The following is a 24282-nucleotide window of genomic DNA, read 5'->3' as shown; positions in this document are numbered from 1 at the left end:
AGATTGATGCGCAGGTTATCCGGTCTGTGAGCCAGCTTGTCGTACAGGGACCGATAGGTGTCGTTGTGCTGATACGCACTCAGGGCCTTCAGGATCAGATTCCATTCCTCGGTCGTGAGGTGAGAGCCTGCTCTGGGGCTGTGTGGCACGAAATCAGCGGGAATCTTTCGAGGGGGACAAGAAGACATCGTGAAGACTCGATCCTCTTTTAAAAAGAACTCCGTCCGGTCATTCGCCCGAGGCAAATGCCGAAAACCTTGAAAATGTGACCGGAAGCTCTCTCTGGCTGCAATGGGAGAGGCGTAGGTACCGGCAAACTCGTCAACTACAGCGTGAATATCCTGTATGACGGTCTTTGGTTAGTTGCCGAAATGGTCAGGTTCTTTTCGGAGTGGCCGGGATGACCTGCCATGGGCCTTGTCCTCCCCCTGCCCTTGCGTGCCCCGTCCCGGACGATCACAGAGATCTTCGCCTGCACAGGACGCCGTGGCGGTGTCGCTGGGCCAGACCCTGTGGTTGCCGCTCGACGACCTTCGTTCCGTGATGTGAGAGGTCCTGAACCCGAGCGTCTCGCGCTCGGGGCTCGACCGCCGCCCGCGGCGGCATGGCCTGGGCAGCCTGCGTGCGCTGGGTCCCGTCGCGCCACGGCCCGCGCACAAGCCGTTCAAGGCCCACGCGCCCGGCCACCGACCTGTCAACGTGAACGACCTGCCGCAGAGGGCCGAGAAGGACCGCCACCGGTATCTGTTCGGGGCCATCGACCGCGCCACGCGATAGGTCTTCGTGCGCCTCTATACAGCGAGGAGGGCTGCAAACACCCGCCGCTTCCTGCGGGTGACGACCAGGCGCGGCCCCTGCGCCATCGACGCCTGACACAAGCCAGGCACCGCGCCGGACGGTCCGGTGAACGGTCTCGGGCCTCGGCCCGGTCCCTGTCAGTCGGCGGCCAGCCGGCTGACGATGACCGTCACCTCGGGCTTCTTGCCGATTTCCTCCATCATGACCTGACGGGTGATCTTGCGGATCGCCTCGTCCAGCCGCTTGTCGTCCATGACCACCCTGGCATCGACGCGGTCCAGGAACTCGGCCAGCTCGCTTTCCACATGGCGGGCCAGCGGCACGCCGGCGCGGCCCTGCGCGGGCAGGCCCATCGTCTCGACCCAGGCATCGGGCAGCGGGTTGTCATCCTCGTCCACGATGATGGACACGATCGCATGGCCGTTCAGTGCCAGGCGGATGCGGTCGCGCACCACCCCGTCCATCGAGCCGATCAGCGTGTTGCCGTCGAGATAGAGCCGCCCTGTCGGGATCTCGTCGACCTGCCGCGGGACCGGACCGGTCAGGTCCATCATCATGCCGTTCGTGACCACGGCCGACGCCATGCCCTTGGACTTGCCCAGCATCATGTGTTCGCGCAGGTGCATGTGCTCGCCGTGCATCGGAATCAGCATCTGAGGCTTGAGCAGGTCATGCACCGCCTCGAGGTCGGGGCGATTCGCATGGCCCGAGACGTGATACATGCCGTCGTCGGCGTCATACACGTCCACGCCCAGCCGGCTGAGGTTGTTCATGATGCGGATCACCGGGGTTTCGTTGCCGGGGATCGTGCGGCTGGAAAACAGGAAGCTGTCGCCCTCTTTCAGCTGCAGGCCCAGATAGCGGCCCATCGACAGCTGCATGGACGCGGCGCGGCGCTCGCCCTGGCTGCCGGTGACGATCAGCAGGACCTTGTCGCGCGGCAACTCGGCGGCCTTTTCAGGGCCGATCACCTTGGGGAAGTTGGTCAGGATGCCCGTCTCGATCGCGGCGGTGACCATCTTGCGCATCGCGCGGCCCAGCAGGCAGACTTGGCGGCCCGCCGCGACGCCCGCCTCGGCCAGCGTCTTCAGCCGGGCGATGTTGCTGGCGAATGTCGTGGCCACGACCATCTGCTTTTGCGCCATGACAAAGTCCAGCAGCGGGTTGGCCAGCACCGCCTCGGACCGGCCGGGATGGGTGCTGAACACGTTGGTCGAATCGCAGGCCAGGACCTTGATCGGCGCCTCGCCCGCGATGTCGTGCCACAGGATCGGGTCGAAGGCCTCGCCCACGACCGGGGTGCCGTCCAGCTTGAAGTCGCCGGAATGGACGATGCGCCCCGCCGGTGTGTCGATGATCAGCGCGGCGCTTTCGGGGATGGAATGGCTGACCGGCACGTACTGGACGCGGAACGGCCCCGCCTCGACCACGGCGGGGCGCGGCTCGACGATCCGCAGCCGGTCGACGGGCTGGCCGTATTCCTCCAGCTTCATGCGCGCCAGCGCGCCGGTGAAGCGGCGGCAGTAGATCGGCGCCTTCAGCCGCCCCCACAGATGCCCCAGGCCGCCCACGTGATCCTCGTGACCGTGGGTGATGAAGATCGCCTCCAGCCGGTCGCGGTTCGCCTCCAGCCAGCGCATGTCGGGCATGATCAGGTCGATGCCCGGCGCGCTGTCCATGTCGCCGAAGGTCACGCCCAGATCCACCAGGATCAGGCGTTCCTTGCCCGGCCGTCCATAGCCGTAGACATAGGCGTTCATGCCGATTTCGCCCGCGCCGCCCAGCGGCAGATAGATCAGGCGTTCAGACATTGCCCATCTCCCTGTTGTGATCGTGGATGAGCCGCAGCCCGTGCATCGTCAAATCGTCGTCCCAGCTGTGGAACAGGTCCTGGGTCTGGTCGAACAGCGCCGCCAGCCCGCCGGTTGCCACGATGGTCATGGAACGGCCACGCTCGGCAGCGATCCGCACGCAAATCTCGCGGACCAGTCCGACATAGCCCCAGAACACGCCGGACTGGATACATGCAACCGTATTCGTGCCGATCACCTGCGCCGGGCGGGTGATGTCGACGTGGGGCAGGCTGGCCGCGCCCATGTGCAGCGCCTCGAGCGACAGGTTCACCCCCGGCGCGATGACGCCCCCCACATACGCCCCGTCCACGTCCACCACGTCGAATGTCGTCGCGGTGCCGAAGTCCACGACCGTCAGGTCGGGGCCATAGCGGACGAAAGCCGCCCATGTGTTCACGATCCGGTCAGGGCCGACCACCGCCCCCGGATCGACGCGCGGGGCCACGGGCAAGCGGCAGTCGGGCCGGCCCACGACAAGGGGGCGCGTGTCGAAATAGCGGTTGCACAGAACGCGCAGGTTGAACACGACCCGCGGCACGGTCGAGCTGATGATGCAGGCGTCGATCGCCACGTCGAGCCGGTGCAGGCCCATCAGCGACCGCAGCCAGACGAAGTATTCGTCCGCTGTGCGCCGATGGTCGGTCGAGATGCGCCAGGTGCACAGGAACTGCGTCCCGTCCCAGATCGAGAACACGGTGTTGGTGTTGCCGGTGTCGATGCACAGCAGCATGGGTCAGCCCCCGGTCGGGAAGTGGATGTCGCCGGCAGGGATCGCCTGCCGGCCTGCGGCCGTGGTCAGGACCAGGGCGCCGTCCTCGTCGATCCCCTCGAACCGGCCGGTCTGGCTGGTTGCGCCGGTCCGCGCGGTGATCGTCTGCCCCAGCCGGGCGGCCCGCGCCGTCCAGGCAGTGCGCAGGGGCGCAAAGCCCCAGGTCACCAGTTGCGCCTGCCAGCGGGCAAACGAGGGCGCCAGCAGGTCCAGGAGCTCGTCCGGGCTGACCGCATGGCCGGTCTCGCCCAGCACCGACACGGGCGGCACGGCGTCGGGTTCCAGCAGCGCGGCGTCCGGCGCCGCGGCCAGGTTGACGCCGATGCCGACGGCCAGCGCCTCGATGCCCCCGGCCGATCCGGTGCTTTCCAGCAGGATGCCCGCAACCTTGCCGCCGTTCAGCAGCACGTCATTGGGCCATTTGATCGCCAGCCGCGCCGCGGGCCCGCAGACCAGCGTCAGCGCGTCGAAAAGCGCCAGTGCCGCGACAAAGCTGAGCAGCGCCGCGCGCGCCGGATCGCCCGGCGGCCGCATCAGCAGGGTCGCGGCAAAATTGCCCGGCGGCATCTGCCACGCGCGGCCGCGGCGGCCACGCCCGGCGGTCTGGGCGCGCGCCATGATCCAGGCCGGGCCGATGAGGGCCCCCGCCATGCGCAGCGCCTCGGCGTTGGTGCTGTCGGTGCGCGCCAGGACATGGCGCGCAACGCCGTCGGGCCAGGGTTCCGCCAACCGCGCCTCAGTCCGCGGGCGGCGTGGCGACGACCACCGGCGCGGCGGGGGCGGACAGGGTGGCCGCCGCGGCGGGGGCGACCAGCGCCTCGGCCGCGCGACCGGCGGCGCGATCCACGCCCAGCATCGAGATGGCGCCGATCACCATGATCCCGGCAGAGACGACAAGCGCCACCCCCTGGGCCGGCGCCATCCTCAGGGTGACGGCGGCGTCCCGGTCCGCGCCGAAGTACATGAAGTAGACCATCTTCAGGTAGTAATAGGCCCCGATGACCGAGGCGATGACCCCCAGCGCGGCCAGCCAGCCCAGGCCCGCCTGCACGGCTGCGGTCAGCACGCCGAACTTTGCGAAAAAGCCCAGCATCGGCGGCACCCCGGCCAGGCTGAACAGCAGGATCATCATCGCCAGCGCCTTCAACGGCTCGGACCGGGCAAGCAGATGCAGATCCTCAAGCGCGGTGACCGGGCGGCCGTCGCGTTCCATGGACAAGATGAAGGCGAATGTGCCCACATTCATCACGGCATAGATCGCCATGTAGAGCAGCATCGCCTGGACCCCGAGGGCAGTTCCTGCGGCCAGCCCCACCAGCGCAAAGCCCATGTGCGCGATCGAGGAATAGGCCATCAGGCGCTTGATGTCGCGCTGTCCGATGCCCGCGATCGAGCCCAGGAACATCGACATCAGCGCCATGGCCGCGACGATCTGCGTCCAGTCGTCCGGCACATGGCCGAAGGCCCCCCACATCAGCCGCGCGATCAGCGCCATGGCCGCAACCTTGGGGGCGGTGGCGAAGAACGCGGTGACGGGGGTGGGCGAGCCTTCGTAGACGTCCGGCGTCCACATGTGGAAGGGCACGGCCGAAATCTTGAAGGCCAGGCCGACCAGCAGGAACACCAGCCCGAACAGCAGCCCGACCGGCAGGGCGCCCTGCCCCACCACGGCCATCACCCCGGCCAGGTTCGTGGTGCCGGCAAAGCCGTAGATCAGCGAGGCGCCATACAGCAGCATCCCCGAGCTGAGCGAGCCGAGGACGAAGTACTTCAGCCCGGCCTCGGACGAGCGGGTGCTGTCGCGGCGCAGCGCGGCCACGACGTAAAGCGCCAGGGACTGCAACTCGAGCCCCATGTACAGCGTCAGCAGGTCGCCCGCCGACACCATGACCATCATGCCGATGACCGCCAGAATGACCAGGATCGGCAGTTCGAACCGCAGCAGGCGCGTGCGGTCCAGGTAATCGACGCTCATCGCCAGGACGGCGGCGGCCGACACCAGGATCACGACCTTGGAAAAGCGCGCGAAGGCATCGTCGATGAACATGCCGAAGAACGCGGTGTGATCGGGACGGTCCATCCAGCCCACGGCGAATGCCGCAACCAGCATGGCCAGCACGCTGAGCCACAGCATGGCCCGCGCCAGCCGGTCCTTGCCCAGATAGGCACCCAGCAGCAGCGCCACGATGGCATAAAGGGCCAGCGCCGCCTCGGGCAGGATGGTGATCAGATCGAGCGAAGTCATGCGCGCCCCTTCAGTGGCTGGCCGCAAGCTGCGCGGCGTCGGCAGGCGCGGCGGGCAGGCTGGCGTTGTAATCGTACAGCAGCGCGGCGACGGCCGGGCCGGTGACATCGGTGACGGCGCGCGGATAGACGCCCAGCAGGATCGTCATGGCGATCAGCGGGACAAAGATCCAGCGTTCGCGGGGCGTCATGTCGGTGATCGCGGCAAGGCTGGACTTGACCAGATCGCCCAGCGTCACCCGGCGATACAGCCACAGCGCATAGCCCGCCGACAGGATCACGCCCGAGGTGGCGACGACCGCGACCCAGGTGTTCGCGCGGAACGTGCCCAGCAGCGTCAGGAACTCGCCCACGAACCCCGAGGTGCCCGGCAGGCCGACGTTGGCCATGGTGAAGAACAGGAACACCAGCGCATAGACCGGCATGCGGTTGACCAGCCCGCCATAGGCGTCGATCTCGCGCGTGTGCATGCGGTCATAGATCACGCCCACCAGCAGGAACAGCGCCCCCGAGATGAAGCCGTGCGACAGCATCTGGAAGATCGCCCCGTCAACGCCGGGCTGGTTCGCGGCAAAGATCCCCAGCGTGACATAGCCCATGTGGGCGACCGACGAATAGGCGATCAGCTTCTTCATGTCGGACTGCGCCAGCGCGACCAGGCTGGTGTAGACGATGGCGATGGCCGACAGCCAGAACATCGCAGGCTGCGCGATGGCCGCCGCCTCGGGGAACATCGGCAGGCTGAAGCGCAGGAAGCCATAGCCCCCCATCTTGAGCAGCACCGCCGCCAGCAGGACCGACGCCGCGGTCGGCGCCTGGACGTGCGCGTCGGGCAGCCAGGTGTGGACCGGCCACATCGGCAGCTTGACCGCAAAGGACGCAAGGAACGCCAGGAACAGCAGCATCTGCGTGCCGCCCAGCAACGTCCAGCCGAACACCCGCACCGGATCGGTCGGGAAGTCGAAGGCCAGCAGCGTCGGAATGTCGGTGGTGCCCGCGATGCGGAACATGGCGATCATCGCCACCAGCATCAGGACCGAGCCGAGGAACGTGTACAGGAAGAACTTGAACGCCGCATAGATGCGGTCCTTGCCGCCCCAGATCCCGATGATCAGGAACATCGGGATCAGCCCGGCCTCGAAGAACAGATAGAACAGCATCAGGTCCAGCGCCACGAAGACGCCGATCATCAGCCCTTCCAGCACCAGAAAGGCGATCATGTAGTCCTTGACGCGGGACGTCACGTCCCATGTGGACAGGATCACCAGCGGCATCAGGAAGGTCGTCAGCATCACGAACAGGATCGAGATCCCGTCCACCCCCAGCTTGTAGCGCAGGCCCATGATCCAGGGCTGGTCCTCGACGAACTGGAACGCGGTGTTCTGCGGGTCGAACCCGGCCAGCACCACGCACGAGATCGCAAAGGTCGCGGTGGTGGCGACCAGCGCCAGCCACTTGGCGTTGCGGGCGGCGGCCTCGTCCTCGCCCCGCAGGAACAGCGCCATGATCAGCGCCGCCACGATCGGCAGGAACGTGATGATGGAGAGCAGCGGATAGGTGGTCATCTTACAGCGTGCCCCGCATCATCACCCAGATCAGAATTCCGACAAGGCCCAGCACCATCCCGAACGCATAGTGGAACAGATAGCCGGACTGGACCCGCCCGGCAAAGCGCGTCAGCCGCGGGATCAGGCCCATGGCGACGCCGTTGATGGCCCCGTCGATGGTCTGCCCGTCCCCGCCCTTCCACAGCGCCCGACCAAGCCAGCGCGCCGGGCGGACGAAGACCCAGTCGTAAAGCTCGTCGAAATACCATTTGTTCAGCAGAAAGCGATACAGCGGGTGCTGGGTCGCAGCCAGGCGCGCCGGGACCCAGGGTGCGCGGATGTACATCACCCAGGCCAGCCCAAGCCCGATCAGCATCGCGATGAAGGGCGAGACCTTCACCCACACAGGCGCGTGGTGTGCCTCGTCCATGACGTGATTGTCGGGATGCATGTAGATCGCGCCGCCGACCGGGGCCGGAACCGCGGCGGTCACGCCGCCCGCCGCATGATCGGCCGCGGCCGCCCCCGCACCTTCGCCCGTCGCCGGATCGCCCGCGTCGGCGGTGGCCTCGGCCACGCCATGACCGGCCGCGCCTGCATCGGGGGCCGCCGTCTCCGCCGGGGCCGCGACATGGTCCGCGGGGTCCGCGCTGCCGTGTTCCGCGCCCGCGGCGACATGCGGCATGTGGAAGAACTGCGTCACGCGGTCATGGTCGCCGAAGAAGGGCGCGTACCAGATCATCCCCGCGAACACCGCGCCAAGGGCCAGCCCGCCCAGCGGCACCAGCATCACCGGCGGACTTTCATGCGCGTGGTCGTGCGCGTGCATCGGGTCGTGGTGGCCGTGATCGTCATGCCCGTGGGCATGGCCGTGGACCGGCTGCACCTCCTCCTCGGCCTTGACCTCGGGGTCCCAGACCTTCTGCGGGCGCGGCGCGCCCCAGAAGGTCAGGAACATCAGCCGCCAGGAATAGAAGCTGGTGAAGCAGGCCGCGATCACCAGCAGCCAGAAGGCATAGCCCGACCCGGAGGCATAGGCGCTTTCGATCACCGCGTCCTTGGACAGGAAGCCGGCAAAGCCGATGGTCGTCAGCGGGATGCCGACGCCGGTGATCGCCAACGTCCCGATCAGCATCGCCCAGAACGTATAGGGGATCTTCTTGCGCAGCCCGCCATAGTTCCGCAGGTCCTGTTCATGGTGCATCGCGTGGATGACCGAGCCCGCGCCCAGAAACAGCATCGCCTTGAAGAAGGCGTGCGTGAACAGGTGGAACATCGCCACCGAATAGACGCCGACCCCCGCCGCCACGAACATGTAGCCCAGCTGCGAACAGGTCGAATAGGCGATGACGCGCTTGATGTCGTTCTGGACCAGCCCGACGGTGGCCGCAAAGAACGCGGTCGAGGCGCCGATGATCACGATGAACTGCTTGGCGTCGGGCGCGAATTCGTAAAGCGGCGACATGCGGCACACCAGGAACACGCCCGCCGTCACCATGGTCGCGGCGTGGATCAGGGCGCTGACCGGGGTCGGGCCCTCCATCGCGTCAGGCAGCCAGGTGTGCAGGCCAAGCTGGGCCGACTTGCCCATCGCCCCGATGAACAGCAGCACCCCGATCAGGTTGGCCGCGTTCCAGTCGCGCCACAGGAACTGCAGGTCGGTCTGCGCCAGTTGCGGCACCTGCGCGAAGATCTCGTCGAAACGCAGCGACCCGGTCATCCAGTACAGCGCAAAGATGCCCAGCAGAAAGCCGAAGTCGCCCACGCGGTTCACGATGAACGCCTTCATCGCGGCGGCGTTGGCGCTGGGCTTGCGGTAATAGAACCCGATCAGCAGATAGGAGGCGAGGCCCACGCCCTCCCACCCGAAGAACATCTGCAGCAGGTTGTCCGCCGTCACCAGCATCAGCATGGTGAAGGTGAAGAACGACAGATAGGCGAAGAACCGGGCCTTGTAGGCTTCGTCCTCGGCCCAGTTGTCGTCGTGGGCCATGTAGCCCATCGAGTAGAGATGCACGAGCGCCGACACGGTGGTCACGACGATCAGCATGATCGCGGTCAGCCGGTCGATGCGGATGGACCAGTCCACGGCGAAATCGCCGCTGACGATCCAGTCCATGACGGGAATGTGCCGCGGCACGCCGTCGAAGTTCAGGAACACGATCCAGGACAGCAGGCAGGCGACGAACAGCACGCCCGTGGTCAGGATCTGCGCCGCCCGTTCGCCGAAGGCGGGCCAGCCGAAGCCGGCGATGATCGAGGCGATCAGCGGCGCAAACAGGATGAACGTTTCCATGCCCGGTCAGCCCTTCATCACGTTGACGTCGTCCACGGCGATGCTGCCGCGGTTGCGGAAGAACACCACCAGGATGGCCAGCCCGATCGCGGTCTCGGCCGCGGCGACGGTCAGCACGAACATCGTGAAGATCTGCCCGACCAGGTCGCCCAGGTGCGCCGAGAACGCCACGAAGTTGATGTTGACCGACAGCAGGATCAGCTCGATCGACATCAGGATGACGATGACGTTCTTGCGGTTGACGAAGATGCCGAACACGCCGGTGACGAACAGGATCGCCCCCACGACCAGGTAATGTGTCAGTCCGATCATCGTCTTGTCCCTACGGTCCGTTGTCCGGTGTCTTGTCTTCGGCGGGGGCTCAGAGCCCCTGCCCCGATTTCGGGTTGGTCATCCGCATCGCCTTTGCGGGGTCGCGCCACATCTGCTGCAGCACGTCCTGGCGCTTGATGTCGCGGCGGTGGCGCAGGGTCAGCAGGATCGCACCGATCATCGCGACCAGCAGGATCAGCCCCGCAATCTGGAACGGCAGCAGGTAGCGGTCATAGAGGACCATCCCCAGCGCATGGGTGTTCAACGAGTTCTCGACGATCGGAACGGCCCGCGCCGTCTCGCCCACCGAGGATTGCCAGTTGCTGAATGCGATGCCCAGCATCGCCAGCACCACCACGCCCATCAGCAGCGCCAGCGGCAGGTAACGGGCCAGCTCGCCCTTCAGCGCGGCGAAGTCGATGTCCAGCATCATCACGACGAACAGGAACAGCACCGCCACCGCGCCGACGTAGACGACGACCAGCAGCATGGCCACGAACTCGGCGCCCAGCATCACGAACAGCCCCGCGGCCGAGATGAAGCATAGGATCAGCCACAGCACCGAGTGGACGGGGTTGCGCGAGATCACGACCATGAACCCCGAGGCGCAGACGGTGATCGCGAACAGGTAGAAGGCGAAAGCCATCATGCGTCGTCCTCCTCGGCAAAGACGGACTGGGCCAGTTCCAGCGCCTTCTGCATGGCAGGCAGGCCGCCGAACATGCTCATCTGCCAGATCGTCTCGGCGATCTCGCGCTGCGTGGCGCCGGCCTGACGGGCGTGGCGCACGGCAAGGCGCAGCTGCGGCTCGGCCAGCGCGCCCTGCACGGTCAGCGCGCCGATCGTCAGCAGCAGGCGGGTCTTGGCGTCCAGCCCCTCGCGGTTGAAGGTGCGGCCGAACCACATCTCCATCATGTCGGACGACATGGTGGGGATCATCTTCTCCAACGCGCGCGGGTCCCATTTTTCCAGCGCCGGGTTGAAGGCACGCGCCATCTCGCGCCCCGAGGCGACCATCTGCGCGAACAACTTGGTGAAACCGTCACTCATCGGTACGGCGCGTCGGCTGCGATGTTCTGGGCAAGGACGGCCTCCCAGCGGTCGCCGTTCTCAAGCAGCTTCTGCTTGTCATAAAGCAACTCCTCGCGCGTCTCGGTGGCAAACTCCAGGTTGGGCCCCTCGACGATGGCGTCGACCGGGCAGGCCTCCTGGCAGAAACCGCAATAGATGCATTTCGTCATGTCGAGGTCATAGCGCGTGGTGCGGCGGCTGCCGTCCTCGCGCGGCTCGGCGTCGATGGTGATCGCCTGCGCGGGGCAGATCGCCTCGCACAGCTTGCAGGCGATGCAGCGTTCTTCGCCGTTGGGATAGCGGCGCAGGGCGTGCTCGCCCCGGAACCGGGGCGACAGCGGCCCCCGTTCGTGGGGATAGTTGATGGTGGCCTTGGGCGCGAAGAAGTACTTCATGCCCAGGCCGAAGCCCTTGATGAAGTCCCAAAGCAGGAAATACTTGGTCGCGCGGACCAGATCCACGGCCATGTCAGTCGGCTCCGTTCTCGGCGGCATAGCGGTCGCAGGCGGCCACGATCAGCCGGACCCCGGCGGCGTCCAGCGACACCCCGGCCTGGCCCAGCGCGTCGGCGATGAAATGCGCGAACTGCGCCTTTTCGGTCTCATCGGCCGTCGCCAGCGTCTGCGCGATCTGATTGGTGGTCATGGCTTATCCTCCGACAACGGTTGCGCCGATCTGGGTCAGGTGGTCCCAGCGCGCCCATGCGCCGCCCAGCACGTCATAGCGGGCCAGGAAGGCGACCAGCACGACCCAGCCCAGCGACAGCGGCAGGAACACCTTCCAGCCGACGCGCATCAACTGGTCATAGCGATAGCGCGGCGTGATCGCCTTCACCATGGCGAACATGAAGAACCAGAACACCATCTTCAGGAACATCCACAGCGCGCCGTCGGGCAGGCCGGGGATCGGCGACAGCCAGCCCCCGAAGAACAGGATCGAGATCAGCGCGCACATCAGCCAGATCGCGATGTACTCGCCCGCCATGTAGAGCAGGTAGGGCGTCGAGGAGTATTCGACCATGTGGCCCGCGACCAGTTCCGATTCGGCCTCGGCCAGGTCGAAGGGCGGGCGGTTCGTCTCGGCCAGCGCGCTGATGAAGAACAGCACCAGCATCGGCAGGTGCGGCAACCAGTACCAGTTGAACAGCCCGTATCCGCCGCGCTGGCTTTCCACGATGCCCGACAGGTTCATCGTCCCGGCCGAGATGATGACGCCGATGATGATCAGGCCCAGCGAGACCTCGTAGGAGATCATCTGCGCGGCTGACCGCAACGAGGCAAGGAAGGGATATTTCGAGTTCGACGCCCAGCCGCCCATGATGACGCCGTAGACCTCGAGCGAGGAGACGGCGAAGACGAACAGGATGCCGACGTTGATGTTGGCCATCACCCAGCCCGGCGCGAAGGGGATCACGACAAAGGCCGACAGCGCCAGCGTCATCGACAGGAACGGCGCAAGGAAGAAGACGAACTTGTCGGCCCCCGCGGGAATGACGATTTCCTTGACGACGTACTTGATCGCGTCCGCGAAGGTCTGCAGCAGCCCCCAGGGACCGACCACGTTGGGACCGCGGCGCATCTGGACCGCCGCCCAGATCTTTCGGTCGCCGTAGACCAGATAGACCAGCGACAGCATCACGAATGCGATGATCGCCAGCCCCTGCAGCAGCAGGATCATCGCGTGCCCCCAGGGGGATGCCAGGAAATCAGCCATGCCTTCGGTTCCCGTTCCTACGCCGCGGGGATGCCGCGGTCCTTGCACGCGCGCAAGGTGTCATTCGTTTCCATCACCTTCAGACCCATCGGCCGCCCTTCGGACAGGGTGAAGACCGATCCGATCACCAGCTTGCCCTTGCGCTTGTCCTGCAGGGTGCGGATGTGGCGGGCATAGTCCCGGCCCGTGCCCTTGGCCCAGCCGGCCAGCGCGCAGGTGGCATAGGCGAAGGCCACATCGGCGTCCACCCCCGGCTTCAGGTTCGCCGTCACCTCGACCAGGTCGCCCTTGCGGTCGCCCTTGACCGCATCGACGCGCACGCCGGCGAACACCGCGGGGTCGGCGACGAAGCCCTTTGGAAACTGCGGCAGCGCGGGCTCGGTGCGGGCGGCGAACGCCTCCAGCGCCTTTTGCTGGGCGGTGGGCAGGCGGCGCCGCTCGGGCGTCACCATGTCAAAGTTGCTGACGTCGGCCGCGGACAGGTCCAGGCCCAGGTTGACCGACAGCTCGGCCAGTTCGGCCTCGGTCACCTCGAACGCGTCGCGGCCGGCCTCGCTGTCCAGCGCCACCTCTGTGACCGAGCCGTCCGGCTCGAGGATCAGGATGTCGCCCGACTTGGTGGACACCCGCGCCCGGCTGAGCTTGGTGCCGGCGGCCGAGCGGTCCATCACCTGGACCGTGACCTGATCGGGCTTGGTCCGCGGCGGCGTGGCAAGCCCGAGGTCCGCCGGGCCGCAGCCGGCCAGCCCCACCGCCACCGCGACCGACAGGATCAGCGCGCGCGCCATCGCGTCACTCCGCCGCCAGCGCGGTCGCGGCCCGCGCGCCCGCCATCGCCGACAATTGCCCCATCAGGGGCGAGGATCGGGCGATCGGGTTGGACAGGTAGAAGTCGCGCACCACGTTGCGGAAGGTCGCCGATCCCAGGGTCCCCGGCTCGACCGCCTGCCAGGCATTGCCCGGCACCTGGTCGATCTGGGCCAGGTGCGGCACCGCGTCGATCAGCGCGCGCCGCAGTCCGGCCAGGTCGTCCCAGGGCTGGGTCTGCCCCAGTTCGGCCGACAGGGCGCGCAGGATGGCCCAGTTCTCCTTGGCCTCGCCGGGCGCGAAGTTCGCGCGCAGCGCCAGTTGCGGACGCCCTTCGGTGTTCACGAACAGGGCGTTTTCCTCGGTATAGCAGGCGGCGGGCAGGATGATGTCGGCCCGGTGCGCGCCGCGGTCGCCGTGGCTGCCCTGATAGATGACAACGGGTCCGGGGGCGATGTCCACCTCGTCCGCGCCCAGGCTGTAGATGACGTCGGCCCCCTCGATGGCGGCGTTCAGGCCCCCCTCGGTCACGGCGCCCACGTCCATCGCGCCGACCCGCGCGGCGGCCGTGTGCAGCACCAGAAGCTTGCAGTTGAGCCGTTCGCACAGGCGCATCGCATGACCCAGCACTGCGGCGCCGTCGGCCTCGCGCAGCGCGCCCTGCCCGACGACAACAAGGCCCGGCGCGTCCGTGTCCCCGCCCGCGTCCTGCCCGGACAGGCGCTCCAGGGCCGCGCGGTCGGTGCCGAGATGGTGATACGTGTAGGTCAGGTCCACGGCCTCGCCCACCAGGGCGACCTGCGCGCCATGGACCCAGGCCTTGCGGATGCGGGCGTTCAGGACGGGGGCCTCGACCCGGGGGTTGGTGCCGATCAGCAGGATGCGCCGTGCGTCGTCGATGTCGGCGATGCTGGCCGTCCCGACATACCCCGAGCGGTTGCCGGCGGGCAGCCGCGCGCCGTCGGTCCGGCATTCCACGGTGCCGCCGATCCCCTCGACCAGCTGCTTCAGCGCGAACACCGCCTCGACCGGGGCCAGATCGCCCACAAGGCCCGCGACCTTGCCGCCCTTCATCGCCCGGGCCGCGGCCTCCAGCGCCTCGGACCAGTTGGCCGGGCGCAGGCGGCCGTTCTCGCGCAGATAGGGCTGGTCCAGCCGCTGCCGGCGCAGCCCGTCCCAGACGAACCGCGTCTTGTCCGAGATCCATTCCTCGTTCACGCCGTCATGGTTGCGCGGCAGGATGCGCATGACCTCGCGCCCCTTGGTGTCGATGCGGATCGCCGACCCCAGCGCGTCCATCACGTCGATGGATTCGGTCTTGCGCAGCTCCCACGGGCGGGCGGTAAAGGCATAGGGCTTGCTGACCAGTGCGCCCACCGGGCACAGGTCGATGATGTTGCCCTGCAGGTTCGATGCCAGCGTCAGCCCCAGATAGGACGTGATCTCGGCGTCCTCGCCGCGCCCGGTCTGGCCCATCTGCTCGATGCCGGCCACCTCGGTGGTGAAGCGCACGCAGCGCGTGCAGCTGATGCAGCGGGTCATGTGCGTCTCGACCAGCGGCCCGAGGTCCAGGTCCTCGGAGGCCCGCTTCGGCTCGCGATAGCGGCTGAAATCGACGCCGTAGGCCATGGCCTGATCCTGCAGGTCGCATTCGCCGCCCTGGTCGCAGATCGGGCAGTCCAGCGGATGGTTGATCAGCAGGAACTCCATCACGCCCTCGCGGGCCTTGCGGACCATGGGGCTGTTGGTCTTGATCTCGCTCGGCGCGCCGTCCGGGCCGGGGCGCAGGTCGCGCACCTGCATGGCGCAGGACGCGGACGGCTTGGGCGGACCGCCGACGACCTCGACCAGGCACATCCGGCAGTTGCCCGCGATGGACAGCCGCTCGTGATAGCAAAAGCGCGGGACCTCGATCCCCGCCTGCTCGCAGGCCTGGATCAGCGTCAGGTTCGGATCGACCTCGATCAGCGTGTCGTCGATCTTGATGGTGCGAAGAGTGCTCATCGGCGTGTCGTGTCCCCTGCCTTCAGTCCACGCGGACAAAGGTCTTGAATTGATAGTCCACCCGTTCGCCCAGCCGGACGATCGTCATCATCGCGTCCTTGCCGGGGCGAAAGACCACGGTGCCCAGCGTCGGCTCGGACGGCGTATAGGGCGCGGTGCGGTTCGCGGTCGCCAGCCACCGGCTGCCGTCGGGCGCGGTGCAGGTGATCCGGGCGGCGCGGGCGTCGCCCATCACGCGCACCATCGGCTCGCCCCGCAGGTCGCGGCCGACGCGCACCGTCGATCCCGGCGCATCGGCCTCGCACGCGAAGCCGGGCGGCGACAGGATGTCGAAGTGCAGCGTGAAGCGGTCGCGCGCCGTCCCCGCACCCGCCGCGCCCGCCAGCAGCGCCGTCCCGGCCGCCAGCATGACGCAAAGGCGCGCGCCCCGCGTCATTTCGCCACCAGCAGCGATCCGGCGACGCTGCGCCTTTCCATCTCGGCCCGGCCCACCCGGCAATAGCTCTCCGGGTCGCCCGGCGTGGCGCCGTTGCGGGCTAGGTAATCCTCGGCCGTGGCATAGATGCGCTGCCGGTCGGGCTTGCTGTCAAGGAACGCCTCGACCTCGGCCTTGGAATAGCCCTTGTCCAGGGCATAACGCTCCAGCGCCCGCGCCTGCTGGAAGGCATAGATCATCCGGGCGCCGAGGGTCGGGCATTCCTTGCGGATGCGGTCGGCGATGCGCGCGGCGATCAGGCGGTCGTTGATATAGCGTTCCTGCGCCAACGGCGGCAGACCCGCCGCGGCAGAGGCGGCGAGGGGCAGGACGGCGATCAGGGCGGCGGCGATCAGGCGCTTCAGGGCGGTCTGCTGGCCGATTCCCGCAGCAGGGCAGGCCGGGCGCGCAGAAGCCCCGCGCGCCGCCGTCATTCCGCCTTGATGGCCCCGATGCGTCATTCCGCGGCCATTGCTCCCATGCGGCCGGTGCGCTTGGCCTTGATGCGGTCCTCGATTTCCTCGCGATAATGCCGGATCAGGCCCTGGATCGGCCAAGCGGCGGCGTCGCCCAGCGCGCAGATCGTGTGACCCTCGACCTGCTTGGACACGTCCAGCAGCATGTCGATCTCCTCGACCTCGGCCTCGCCGCGCACCAGCCGGTCCATGACCCGCATCATCCAGCCTGTGCCCTCGCGGCAGGGCGTGCACTGGCCGCAGCTTTCGTGCTTGAAGAACACCGACAGCCGCCAGATCGCCTTCACGATGTCGACCGAGTTGTCCATGACGATCATGCAGGCGGTCCCGAAGCTGGATTTCAGCTCGCGCATCCCGTCGAAGTCCATGATCGCATCCTCGCATAGATGCGCGGGCAGGACCGGGCAGGACGCACCGCCGGGGATGATCGCCTTGAGGTTCTTCCAGCCGCCCCGAATGCCGCCGCCGTGCTTCTCGATCAGCTCGCGCATCGGGATCGACATCGCTTCCTCGACGACGCAGGGCGTGTTGACGTGCCCGGTCAGGCCAAACAGCTTGACGCCCGCGTTGTTCGGGCGGCCGAAGCCTGCGAACCACTCCGCCCCGCGGCGCAGGATCGTGGGCACCACGGCGATGGATTCGACGTTGTTGACCGTGGTCGGACAGCCGTAAAGCCCCGCGCCCGCCGGGAACGGCGGCTTCATCCGGGGCATGCCCTTCTTGCCTTCCAGGCTTTCCAGCAGCGCGGTTTCCTCGCCGCAGATATAGGCGCCCGCGCCGTGGTGCAGGAACAGGTCAAAGTCCCAGCCGGATTTCGCCGCGTTCCGGCCCAGCAGGCCCGCGTCATAGCATTCGTCGATGGCCGCCTGCAGCGCCTCGCGCTCGCGGATGTATTCGCCGCGCAGGTAGATATAGGACGTGTGCGCGCCCATCGCGAACCCGGCGATCAGCGCGCCCTCGATCAGCGTGTGCGGATCGTGGCGCATGATCTCGCGGTCCTTGCAGGTCGCGGGCTCGGATTCGTCGGCGTTGATGACCAGATAGGACGGGCGGCCGTCGCTTTCCTTGGGCATGAAGGACCACTTCATGCCCGTGGGAAAGCCCGCGCCCCCCCGTCCGCGCAGGCCGGATTTCTTCATCTCGTCGATGATGCCGTCGCGGCCGCGGGCGATCAGCTCGGCGGTGCCGTCCCAGTGGCCGCGCGCCCGCGCGCCCCGCAGGGTGCGGTCGCCCATGCCGTAGAGGTTGGTGAAGATCCGGTCCTGATCGCTCAGCATCGCGTCGTCGTCCTATCGTTCGCGCGGGCCAGCGGCCCCGTTCCGTTGCACGCCAGAGGCGCGGCGCCGCCAGATCCGCCAGGTCACCAGCAGTGACCAGACCAGCGCCCCCATCGCCGCAAGATCGGCAAGGAAAGCATATTCCGCGGGCCAGCCGAAACGCCGCCCCGCCCAGTTCGCCGCCAGCCACAGCAGCATGGTCAGGGCGATCACACCGCCCGCCAGCCGCATCTGTGCGCTGTCGGCCCGTTCCGTCATGGACCGTCACCCGTATCCACCTGCCGGGAATGCGCCGTTTCGCCGCCCGCCGCAAGCACGCGCGCCTGGCCGACCCAGTCGTCGCGGCGGATGCGGTCCCCCTTGCGCCCCAGCCGCGCGGTCCATGCGTCGACATCGGCGTCCGTCCAGGCCGCAATCTGGTCATAGCGTGTGATGCCGTGCTCGTGCAGCTGAGCCGTCAGCTTGCGGCCGATGCCGTCGATCCGGCCCAGGTCGTCTGCGCCCTGCGGCAGCATGTCGCGGTCCTTGCGGCGCTGTGCGGACAGGCGGCCTGCGTTCGTCGATCCGGGGCCGGCGGCCTCGAACTCGCGGTCGGTGATGGTGATCGACAGCTGGTCGGGGTCGGGCTGCGCGGCCGGCATCGGCTCGGACGCCGGAACAGCCTCGCCGGGCATCGAATGGTCCTCGGATTGCGACGGGTCGTACAGGACCGCGCGCGTGTCCTCGAGCGGAGTCTCGCCCTCGGCGCTTTCGGACGGCACGTCCGTGGGCAGCGAAGGGGCAGGCGTCGCCTGATCCTCGGGCTCGGGTTGCGCAGCCACAGCCGCAGGAGGCGCAGCGGTCGCGGGACTCGCCCTGCCGGCGGCGGTGAATGTCACGGCCTCGGTCGGGTTGGTCGAGGCGCCGGGGGGCGCGCCGGTCAGGGGAACCGATCCGTCAGGGGGCGTCGTCGCTGCACGTGCGGGCAGCGTGTGCAGGGCCTGGGACGCGGCCGAGGCCGTCAGCGTCGTCCCGGCCTGCGGCTGCGACAGGGGCTGCCGCGCCGGGATGGCGCCGAACTGGACAGGAGCAGCGGCCGCCGCCACAGGGGCGCCCACGTCGGCCGCCCAGTCGTCGGCCGTCAGGGCCTCAGCGGGCTGGCCCTCGCAGACAAGGAACACAAGGAAGCTGCCCACAAGCGTCGCGGTCAGCACGCCCAGCACCAGCCCGGCGAAAAGGCCCAGATCGCCTGCGCCGCTGGTCAGCGCCAGGACCAGCAGGCCCATCAGCCCCGCCGCGATCCAACATGTCCGCCTGCACTCGCTCATCTGCCCCAACCCCCGCCGTTCGACCTGGTGTTACTCGGTACCCTTCGCATCCGCCGGCTGGCCTGCCGGTTCGGTCTTGCCCACCGGCCTGCCCGGCGACGTTCCCGCCGCCTGCTGCACGGTGATGCCCGTCCCGTCGACCGGCCGCCCCTCCGACGGGCGCGGCTCGTCCGAAAGATCACCGCTGTCGGTCGCGGCCTCGGGGCGGCGCTGCCAGGGCGTCAGAAGCGGCGCCTCGCTTCCGTCGATGCGCTTGACCGTGTCGCGCAGCGCCACGGCCCGCGCGGCCGACGCGTTCAGCGGCTCGCCCGTCCCCTTCATCGCCGCAAGCGCCACCGGCCCGCCCAGCGGTTCGGACGAATAGCGCCCGTTCTGCGGTCCCGGAACCGGCACCTGCCCCGCCGCCAGCGCGTCGATCAGCGCGGCCAGTTTCTCGGCCGTCAGGTCCTCGTAGTAGTCCTTGCCGATCTGGGCCATCGGCGCGTTCGAGCAGGCGCCCAGGCACTCGACCTCTTCCCAGCTGAAATTCCCGTCTGGCGACAGCGTGTGCGCGGTCGGCGCGATCTTGTCGCGGCAGACGGCGATCAGGTCGCCGGACCCGCAGATCATGCAGGTCGTCGTGCCGCAGATCTGGATATGAGCAATCCGTCCAACCGGATGCAGCTGGAACATGAAGTAGAACGTCGCCACCTCCAGCGCCCGGATATAGGCCATGCCCAGCAGGTCGGCGACATATTCGATGGCCGGGCGCGTCAGCCAGCCTTCCTGTTCCTGCGCGCGCCACAGCAGCGGGATGATCGCGGACTGCTGGCGGCCCTCGGGGAACTTGGTGATCTGCGCTTGCGCCCACGCCAGGTTCCTGGGCGTGAACTCGAAGGATTCGGGCTGGACATGGGACAGTCGGCGCAGCATCAGGCGACCTCGGCAAAAACGAACGGCATGACCGGGACGGTCGGCGACAGGGTGCGATGGATCACCGGTCCACCTCGCCGAACACGACGTCCATGGTGGCGATCAGCGCCGACACGTCGGCCAGCATGTGACCCTTGGCCATCCAGTCCATGGCCTGCAGGTGCAGGAACCCCGGCGCGCGCAGCTTGACGCGATAGGGCTTGTTGCTGCCGTCGCTGACAAGATAGACGCCGAACTCGCCCTTGGGCGCCTCGACGGCGGCATAGACCTCGCCCTTGGGAACCTTGAAGCCCTCGGTGTACAGCTTGAAGTGGTGGATCAGGCTTTCCATGTCCCGCTTCATGTCGGCGCGAGGCGGCGGCGTCAGCTTGCCGCGCGCCAGAACGTCGCCGGCCGGCTCGGCCTTCAGCTTGGCAATGCAGTCGCGGATGATGCGGGTGGACTGGCGCATCTCCTCCATCCGGCACAGGTAGCGGTCATAGCAGTCGCCGTTGGTGCCGACGGGAACCTCGAACTCGAACTCGTCATAGCATTCATAGGGCTGCGAGCGGCGCAGGTCCCAGGCCAGGCCCGATGCGCGCGCCATCAGCCCGGAGAAGCCCCAGTCCAGGATGTCCTGTTCCTTGGCGACGCCGATATCGACCGTGCGCTGCTTGAAGATGCGGTTTTCCGTGATCAGCGTATCCAGGTCGCGGACGACGCGCGGGAAATGCTCGGCCCATTCGTCGATGTCGTCCAGCAGCTTGGGGGGCAGGTCCTGATGCACCCCGCCCGGCCGGAAATAGGCCGCGTGCATGCGCGCGCCGCTGGCCCGCTCATAGAAGATCATCAGCTTCTCGCGTTCCTCGAACCCCCACAGCGGCGGGGTCAGCGCGCCGACGTCCATCGCGCCGGTGGTCACGTTCAGCAGATGGTTCTTGATCCGGGTGATCTCCGAAAACAGCACGCGAATCAGGCTGGCGCGGCGCGGGATCTCGACCCCGGTCAGACGCTCGATCGCCAGGCACCAGACATGCTCCATGCACATCGGCGACACATAGTCGAGCCGGTCCATATAGGGCAGGTTCTGCAGGTAGGTGCGGTCTTCCATCAGCTTTTCGGTGCCGCGGTGCAGCAGGCCGATGTGCGGATCCACCCGTTCGACGATCTCGCCGTCGAGCTCAATCACCATCCGCAGCACACCGTGCGCGGCCGGGTGCTGGGGGCCGAAGTTGATGTTGAAGTTGCGGATGCGCTGTTCGCCCGTCAGCACGTCCTGCGTGCCGTCGTCATAGGCGTTGCTGCGGATGTCGCCGTCCATCGGACCCTATCCCTGTTCTGCGACGCGGGCAGCCTTGGCGGCCAGCCGGTCGGCGAATTTCGCGCGGTCGATCACCGCGCGGCGGTGGCGGCCCTGGCCGATCACCTCGACACCGTCATGGGCGCGGACCCGGAACCAGACGAAGCGGCCATCGACCGACTCGACCTCGGTGTCCACGGTGACGGTCTGGCCGGGCAGTGTCGGGGCCGTGTGGTCCACGTCGACGTGGATGCCCAAGCTGTCCTCGCCCAGATCGTAGAACGGGCGCAACTGCTCGACGCAGGCCCATTCCATCAGCCCGACCATGTTGGCGGTGGCAAACACCGCCGGCATGTCGCGAAAGGCGCCGGCGCCGCCGTTCTGTTCGCCGAAGAGCGCCGGGACCAGGTGGGACGGGCCGACGGTCATGGCCAAGCTGGCGCGCGCGCCGGTGGTCAGGCCCGGCTTCATTTCTTGCCCTCTGCGGTGACGCCAAGCGTCGCCGGGGCCTTTTCGTCGCCGGGCAGAATGTACTGCGCACCCTCCCACGGGGACAGGAAATCGAACTTGCGGTATTCCTGCGTCAGGTTCACCGGCTCGTACACGACGCGCTTTTCGCTGTCGTCCCAGCGCACCTCGACATAGCCCGTCGTGGGAAAGTCCTTGCGCAGCGGGAATCCGCGAAAGCCATAGTCGGTCAGGATGCGGCGCAGGTCCGGGTGGCCGGAAAACAGCACGCCGAACATGTCGAACACCTCGCGCTCGAACCAGTTGGCCGACGGCATGATCCGCGTCAGCGAGGGGACGAGGTCGTCCTCGCGCACCGCGGCGCGCAGGCGGATGCGCTGGTTGGTGTACATCGACAGGAAATGCCACACGACGTCGAACCGCGCCGGGCGCTGCGGGAAATCGATGGCGGTGATGTCCACCAGCATGTTGAACCGGCAGGTCGGCTCGTCGCGCAGGAACTCGACCACGCCCACGATGGCCGAGGCGTGGATGGTGACGTTCAGCTCGCCAAAGGCGACCTCGGTCGCGATGACATCGTTGGGACGGCGCTGGGCGATCATCTCGCCCAGATCGGCCAGGGCCTGCGGGTCAACGTGGGTCTGGATCGACATGGCCTTACCTTACCAGCGTGCCGGTGCGGCGGATGCGCCGCTGCAGTTGCAGGATGCCATACAGCAGCGCCTCGGCCGTGGGCGGGCAGCCGGGCACGTAAATGTCCACGGGCACGATGCGGTCGCAGCCGCGCACCACCGAGTAGCTGTAGTGATAATAGCCCCCGCCGTTCGCGCAGGACCCCATGCTGATGACATAGCGCGGCTCGGGCATCTGGTCGTAGACCTTGCGCAGCGCCGGCGCCATCTTGTTGGTCAGCGTGCCCGCGACGATCATCAGGTCCGACTGCCGCGGGCTTGCGCGCGGCGCGGTGCCGAAGCGTTCCAGGTCATAGCGCGGCATCGACGTGTGCATCATCTCGACCGCGCAGCAGGCCAGGCCGAAGGTCATCCAGTGCAACGAGCCGTTGCGCGCCCAGTTGATGATGTCCTCGGTCGTGGTCAGCAGGAAACCCTTGTCCTGCAACTCGCGGTTCAGGGCCTGGGTGGTGTGCTCGCGGTCCGCGCCCGCCGTGTTCGCGCCCGCCTGGACGCCGCTGCGTTCGGGAAAGATCAGCCCCGACTGCACGCCGGTCGGGTGGCCGCCGTGATGGGAAGGCCCGGCCCCCCCGACCCGGTCGGTCGTCTGGGCCGTTTCGGTCGTTTCGGTCACGCCCATTCCAGCGCCCCTTTCCGCCATTCATAGGCAAAGCCGGCCGTCAGCACGGCCAGGAACACCATCATCGACCAGAACGCCACGTCGCTGAGCCCCTGGAAGCTGACCGCCCAGGGGAACATGAACGCCACCTCGAGGTCGAAGATGATGAACAGGATCGACACGAGATAGAACCTGACGTCGAACTTCATCCGCGCGTCGTCAAAGGCGTTGAAGCCGCATTCGTAGGCGCTGACCTTCTCGGGGTCGGGATTGCGCACGGCAATCACGGCCGCGGCCAGCACCAGCACGATGGCCAGCGCCCCGGACATTCCCATGAAGACCAGAACGGGCAGGTATTCGGACAGCAGATAGTCCACGAGGCTGGCTCCCTGACGTCGTTCCGGTCGCGCCGGGACGAGTGGCTTGGCTTGTTTCGTTTATCCGCCGCGGGGCCGAGGGTCAATGCGACGACACCGCCCGGGCGACGCCTCAGGCTGCCGTGTAGCCGCCATCGACCAGGTGATAGCTGCCGGTGATGAAGCGCGCCCGGTCCGACAGCAGGAACAGCGTCAGGGCGGCGACCTCCTCGGGCGTGCCCAGGCGGCCCAGCGCGTGGCGGCCCGCCAGCCCCTTCAGGGTGGCGTCGTCCAGGCTGTCTTCGACCAGCGGGGTCCGAATGAAGCCGGGGCCCACGGCGTTCACGCGGATGCCGCGCGCCCCGTATTCCCAGGCCGCGGCCTTGGTCATGCCCACGACGCCATGCTTGGCCGCGACATAGGCGCTGGAGCCGGCGAAGCCTACGCTGCCCAGGATCGAGGCCATGTTGACGATCGACCCCGGGGTCCCCGCCCCCGCCATCGCCGCCAGTTGCGCGCGCATCCCGTAAAGGACGCCGTTCAGGTTGATGTCGATGACCCGTTTCCAGCCGTCCAGGGGATAGTCGCCCGCATCCGCATGCGGCCCGCCGATGCCCGCGTTGTTGACGGCCATCGCCAGCGTGCCGGGCAGCCCGGCGGCCGCCCGGACCAGCGCCTCGGCGTTGGCGGGGTCGGCCACGTCGCCCGCGACGCCTGTGGCCCGGCCGCCCGCGCGCTCGATCTCGGAAACGACCGCGTCTGCGACATCCTGCCTCAGATCCCCGGCCACGACCCCGGCGCCCGAGCGTGCCAGCTCCAGCGCGATGGCGCGGCCGATTCCCGATCCCGCGCCGGTGACGATCGCCACCCGGCCCGAGAAATCGAAGGTGATGTCGGATGTGGACATGAAACGCTCCGTCGTTTGTGATCCGGTCGGCGAAGGGGTGCGCCCTGCGCCGCGGCCTAGGCTGCGGACACGCGCGCGGCGGCCGGGCGCGCCCGTCGCGGTGGGGCGGACGCCTCGACCG

General features: G+C 67.8%; 26 protein-coding genes. All 26 read right to left on the bottom strand.

The genetic code is table 11. The features are described from left to right. Positions 1 to 935: 935 nt before the first annotated feature. The 26 genes from DPQ23_RS07575 to DPQ23_RS07455 all read right to left on the bottom strand — a co-directional run bounded on the left by DPQ23_RS07575 (position 936) and on the right by DPQ23_RS07455 (position 24161). The gene (locus DPQ23_RS07575) at positions 936 to 2609 is read right to left on the bottom strand and encodes a ribonuclease J (protein WP_112874089.1); all 1674 of its coding nucleotides are present in this window, start codon (positions 2607 to 2609) and stop codon (positions 936 to 938) included. Further along, complete coding sequence (locus DPQ23_RS07570; RefSeq protein ID WP_112874088.1) at positions 2602 to 3381, bottom strand: type III pantothenate kinase; 780 nt, start codon at positions 3379 to 3381, stop codon at positions 2602 to 2604. Before DPQ23_RS07570 ends, DPQ23_RS07575 begins: the two co-directional genes overlap by 8 nt. A gap of 3 nt (positions 3382 to 3384) precedes the next feature. After that, positions 3385 to 4149, bottom strand: a complete 765-nt coding sequence (locus DPQ23_RS07565; RefSeq protein WP_112874087.1) for a biotin--[acetyl-CoA-carboxylase] ligase — start codon at positions 4147 to 4149, stop codon at positions 3385 to 3387. Between the two features lie 7 nt (positions 4150 to 4156). Next, positions 4157 to 5665, bottom strand: coding sequence for an NADH-quinone oxidoreductase subunit NuoN (nuoN, locus tag DPQ23_RS07560; protein WP_112874086.1), 1509 nt, complete (start codon positions 5663 to 5665; stop codon positions 4157 to 4159). 10 nt (positions 5666 to 5675) lie between these two features. Next, a complete protein-coding gene (locus DPQ23_RS07555) occupies positions 5676 to 7229 on the bottom strand; it encodes an NADH-quinone oxidoreductase subunit M (protein WP_112874085.1) in 1554 nt (517 codons plus the stop codon). Between the two features lies 1 nt (position 7230). After that, a complete protein-coding gene (gene nuoL / locus DPQ23_RS07550) occupies positions 7231 to 9507 on the bottom strand; it encodes an NADH-quinone oxidoreductase subunit L (protein WP_112874084.1) in 2277 nt (758 codons plus the stop codon). Between the two features lie 6 nt (positions 9508 to 9513). Beyond that, positions 9514 to 9819 (bottom strand): NADH-quinone oxidoreductase subunit NuoK, encoded by a 306-nt coding sequence (gene nuoK / locus DPQ23_RS07545; protein WP_112874083.1) that lies wholly within the window; start codon positions 9817 to 9819, stop codon positions 9514 to 9516. Between the two features lie 49 nt (positions 9820 to 9868). After that, positions 9869 to 10468, bottom strand: a complete 600-nt coding sequence (locus DPQ23_RS07540; RefSeq protein WP_112874082.1) for an NADH-quinone oxidoreductase subunit J — start codon at positions 10466 to 10468, stop codon at positions 9869 to 9871. Beyond that, positions 10465 to 10869 carry a carboxymuconolactone decarboxylase family protein gene (locus DPQ23_RS07535; RefSeq protein WP_112874081.1) on the bottom strand — a complete coding sequence of 135 codons (405 nt, stop codon included), beginning with the start codon at positions 10867 to 10869 and terminating at the stop codon, positions 10465 to 10467. The genes DPQ23_RS07540 and DPQ23_RS07535 overlap by 4 nt, the downstream gene beginning before the upstream one ends. Further along, positions 10866 to 11357 carry an NADH-quinone oxidoreductase subunit NuoI gene (nuoI, locus tag DPQ23_RS07530; RefSeq protein ID WP_112874080.1) on the bottom strand — a complete coding sequence of 164 codons (492 nt, stop codon included), beginning with the start codon at positions 11355 to 11357 and terminating at the stop codon, positions 10866 to 10868. Before nuoI ends, DPQ23_RS07535 begins: the two co-directional genes overlap by 4 nt. A 1-nt stretch (position 11358) precedes the next feature. Continuing rightward, positions 11359 to 11535: a hypothetical protein gene (locus DPQ23_RS15385; RefSeq protein WP_162630670.1), complete on the bottom strand. Its 177-nt coding sequence runs from the start codon at positions 11533 to 11535 to the stop codon at positions 11359 to 11361. A 3-nt stretch (positions 11536 to 11538) separates the two neighbouring features. After that, positions 11539 to 12603, bottom strand: a complete 1065-nt coding sequence (gene nuoH, locus DPQ23_RS07525; protein ID WP_112874079.1) for an NADH-quinone oxidoreductase subunit NuoH — start codon at positions 12601 to 12603, stop codon at positions 11539 to 11541. 17 nt (positions 12604 to 12620) lie between these two features. Then, complete coding sequence (locus DPQ23_RS07520) at positions 12621 to 13391, bottom strand: hypothetical protein (protein ID WP_112874078.1); 771 nt, start codon at positions 13389 to 13391, stop codon at positions 12621 to 12623. A gap of 4 nt (positions 13392 to 13395) precedes the next feature. Next, positions 13396 to 15414: an NADH-quinone oxidoreductase subunit NuoG gene (nuoG, locus tag DPQ23_RS07515; RefSeq protein WP_112874077.1), complete on the bottom strand. Its 2019-nt coding sequence runs from the start codon at positions 15412 to 15414 to the stop codon at positions 13396 to 13398. A 22-nt stretch (positions 15415 to 15436) separates the two neighbouring features. Then, positions 15437 to 15850, bottom strand: coding sequence for a hypothetical protein (locus tag DPQ23_RS07510; protein WP_162630669.1), 414 nt, complete (start codon positions 15848 to 15850; stop codon positions 15437 to 15439). Next, complete coding sequence (locus DPQ23_RS07505; protein ID WP_162630668.1) at positions 15847 to 16323, bottom strand: DUF5333 domain-containing protein; 477 nt, start codon at positions 16321 to 16323, stop codon at positions 15847 to 15849. Before DPQ23_RS07505 ends, DPQ23_RS07510 begins: the two co-directional genes overlap by 4 nt. A gap of 23 nt (positions 16324 to 16346) precedes the next feature. After that, positions 16347 to 17642 (bottom strand): NADH-quinone oxidoreductase subunit NuoF, encoded by a 1296-nt coding sequence (nuoF, locus tag DPQ23_RS07500; protein WP_112874075.1) that lies wholly within the window; start codon positions 17640 to 17642, stop codon positions 16347 to 16349. 12 nt (positions 17643 to 17654) lie between these two features. Then, positions 17655 to 17900, bottom strand: coding sequence for a DUF5337 domain-containing protein (locus DPQ23_RS07495; protein WP_112874074.1), 246 nt, complete (start codon positions 17898 to 17900; stop codon positions 17655 to 17657). After that, positions 17897 to 18907, bottom strand: coding sequence for a hypothetical protein (locus DPQ23_RS07490; RefSeq protein WP_112874073.1), 1011 nt, complete (start codon positions 18905 to 18907; stop codon positions 17897 to 17899). Before DPQ23_RS07490 ends, DPQ23_RS07495 begins: the two co-directional genes overlap by 4 nt. 72 nt (positions 18908 to 18979) lie before the next feature. Beyond that, entirely contained in the window at positions 18980 to 19861 is an 882-nt protein-coding gene (gene nuoE / locus DPQ23_RS07485; RefSeq protein ID WP_112874072.1) for an NADH-quinone oxidoreductase subunit NuoE, read from the bottom strand. A 61-nt stretch (positions 19862 to 19922) separates the two neighbouring features. Further along, positions 19923 to 21161: an NADH-quinone oxidoreductase subunit D gene (locus tag DPQ23_RS07480; RefSeq protein ID WP_112874071.1), complete on the bottom strand. Its 1239-nt coding sequence runs from the start codon at positions 21159 to 21161 to the stop codon at positions 19923 to 19925. Between the two features lie 6 nt (positions 21162 to 21167). After that, positions 21168 to 21611 carry a thioesterase family protein gene (locus tag DPQ23_RS07475; RefSeq protein WP_112874070.1) on the bottom strand — a complete coding sequence of 148 codons (444 nt, stop codon included), beginning with the start codon at positions 21609 to 21611 and terminating at the stop codon, positions 21168 to 21170. Beyond that, complete coding sequence (locus DPQ23_RS07470; RefSeq protein WP_112874069.1) at positions 21608 to 22261, bottom strand: NADH-quinone oxidoreductase subunit C; 654 nt, start codon at positions 22259 to 22261, stop codon at positions 21608 to 21610. Before DPQ23_RS07470 ends, DPQ23_RS07475 begins: the two co-directional genes overlap by 4 nt. A 4-nt stretch (positions 22262 to 22265) precedes the next feature. Then, a complete protein-coding gene (locus DPQ23_RS07465; RefSeq protein ID WP_276310551.1) occupies positions 22266 to 22919 on the bottom strand; it encodes a NuoB/complex I 20 kDa subunit family protein in 654 nt (217 codons plus the stop codon). Beyond that, positions 22910 to 23275, bottom strand: coding sequence for an NADH-quinone oxidoreductase subunit A (locus tag DPQ23_RS07460; RefSeq protein ID WP_112874068.1), 366 nt, complete (start codon positions 23273 to 23275; stop codon positions 22910 to 22912). Before DPQ23_RS07460 ends, DPQ23_RS07465 begins: the two co-directional genes overlap by 10 nt. Before the next feature lie 112 nt (positions 23276 to 23387). Continuing rightward, on the bottom strand, positions 23388 to 24161 hold the full coding sequence (locus DPQ23_RS07455; RefSeq protein WP_112874067.1) for an SDR family NAD(P)-dependent oxidoreductase: 774 nt from the start codon (positions 24159 to 24161) through the stop codon (positions 23388 to 23390). Positions 24162 to 24282: the final 121 nt, after the last annotated feature.

This window comes from Paracoccus endophyticus, assembly GCF_003286075.1.
GTDB classification, from domain to species: domain Bacteria; phylum Pseudomonadota; class Alphaproteobacteria; order Rhodobacterales; family Rhodobacteraceae; genus Paracoccus; species Paracoccus endophyticus.
The sequence above is the reverse complement of the archived record's forward strand: the minus strand, read 5'-3'. Positions and strand labels throughout refer to the sequence as shown.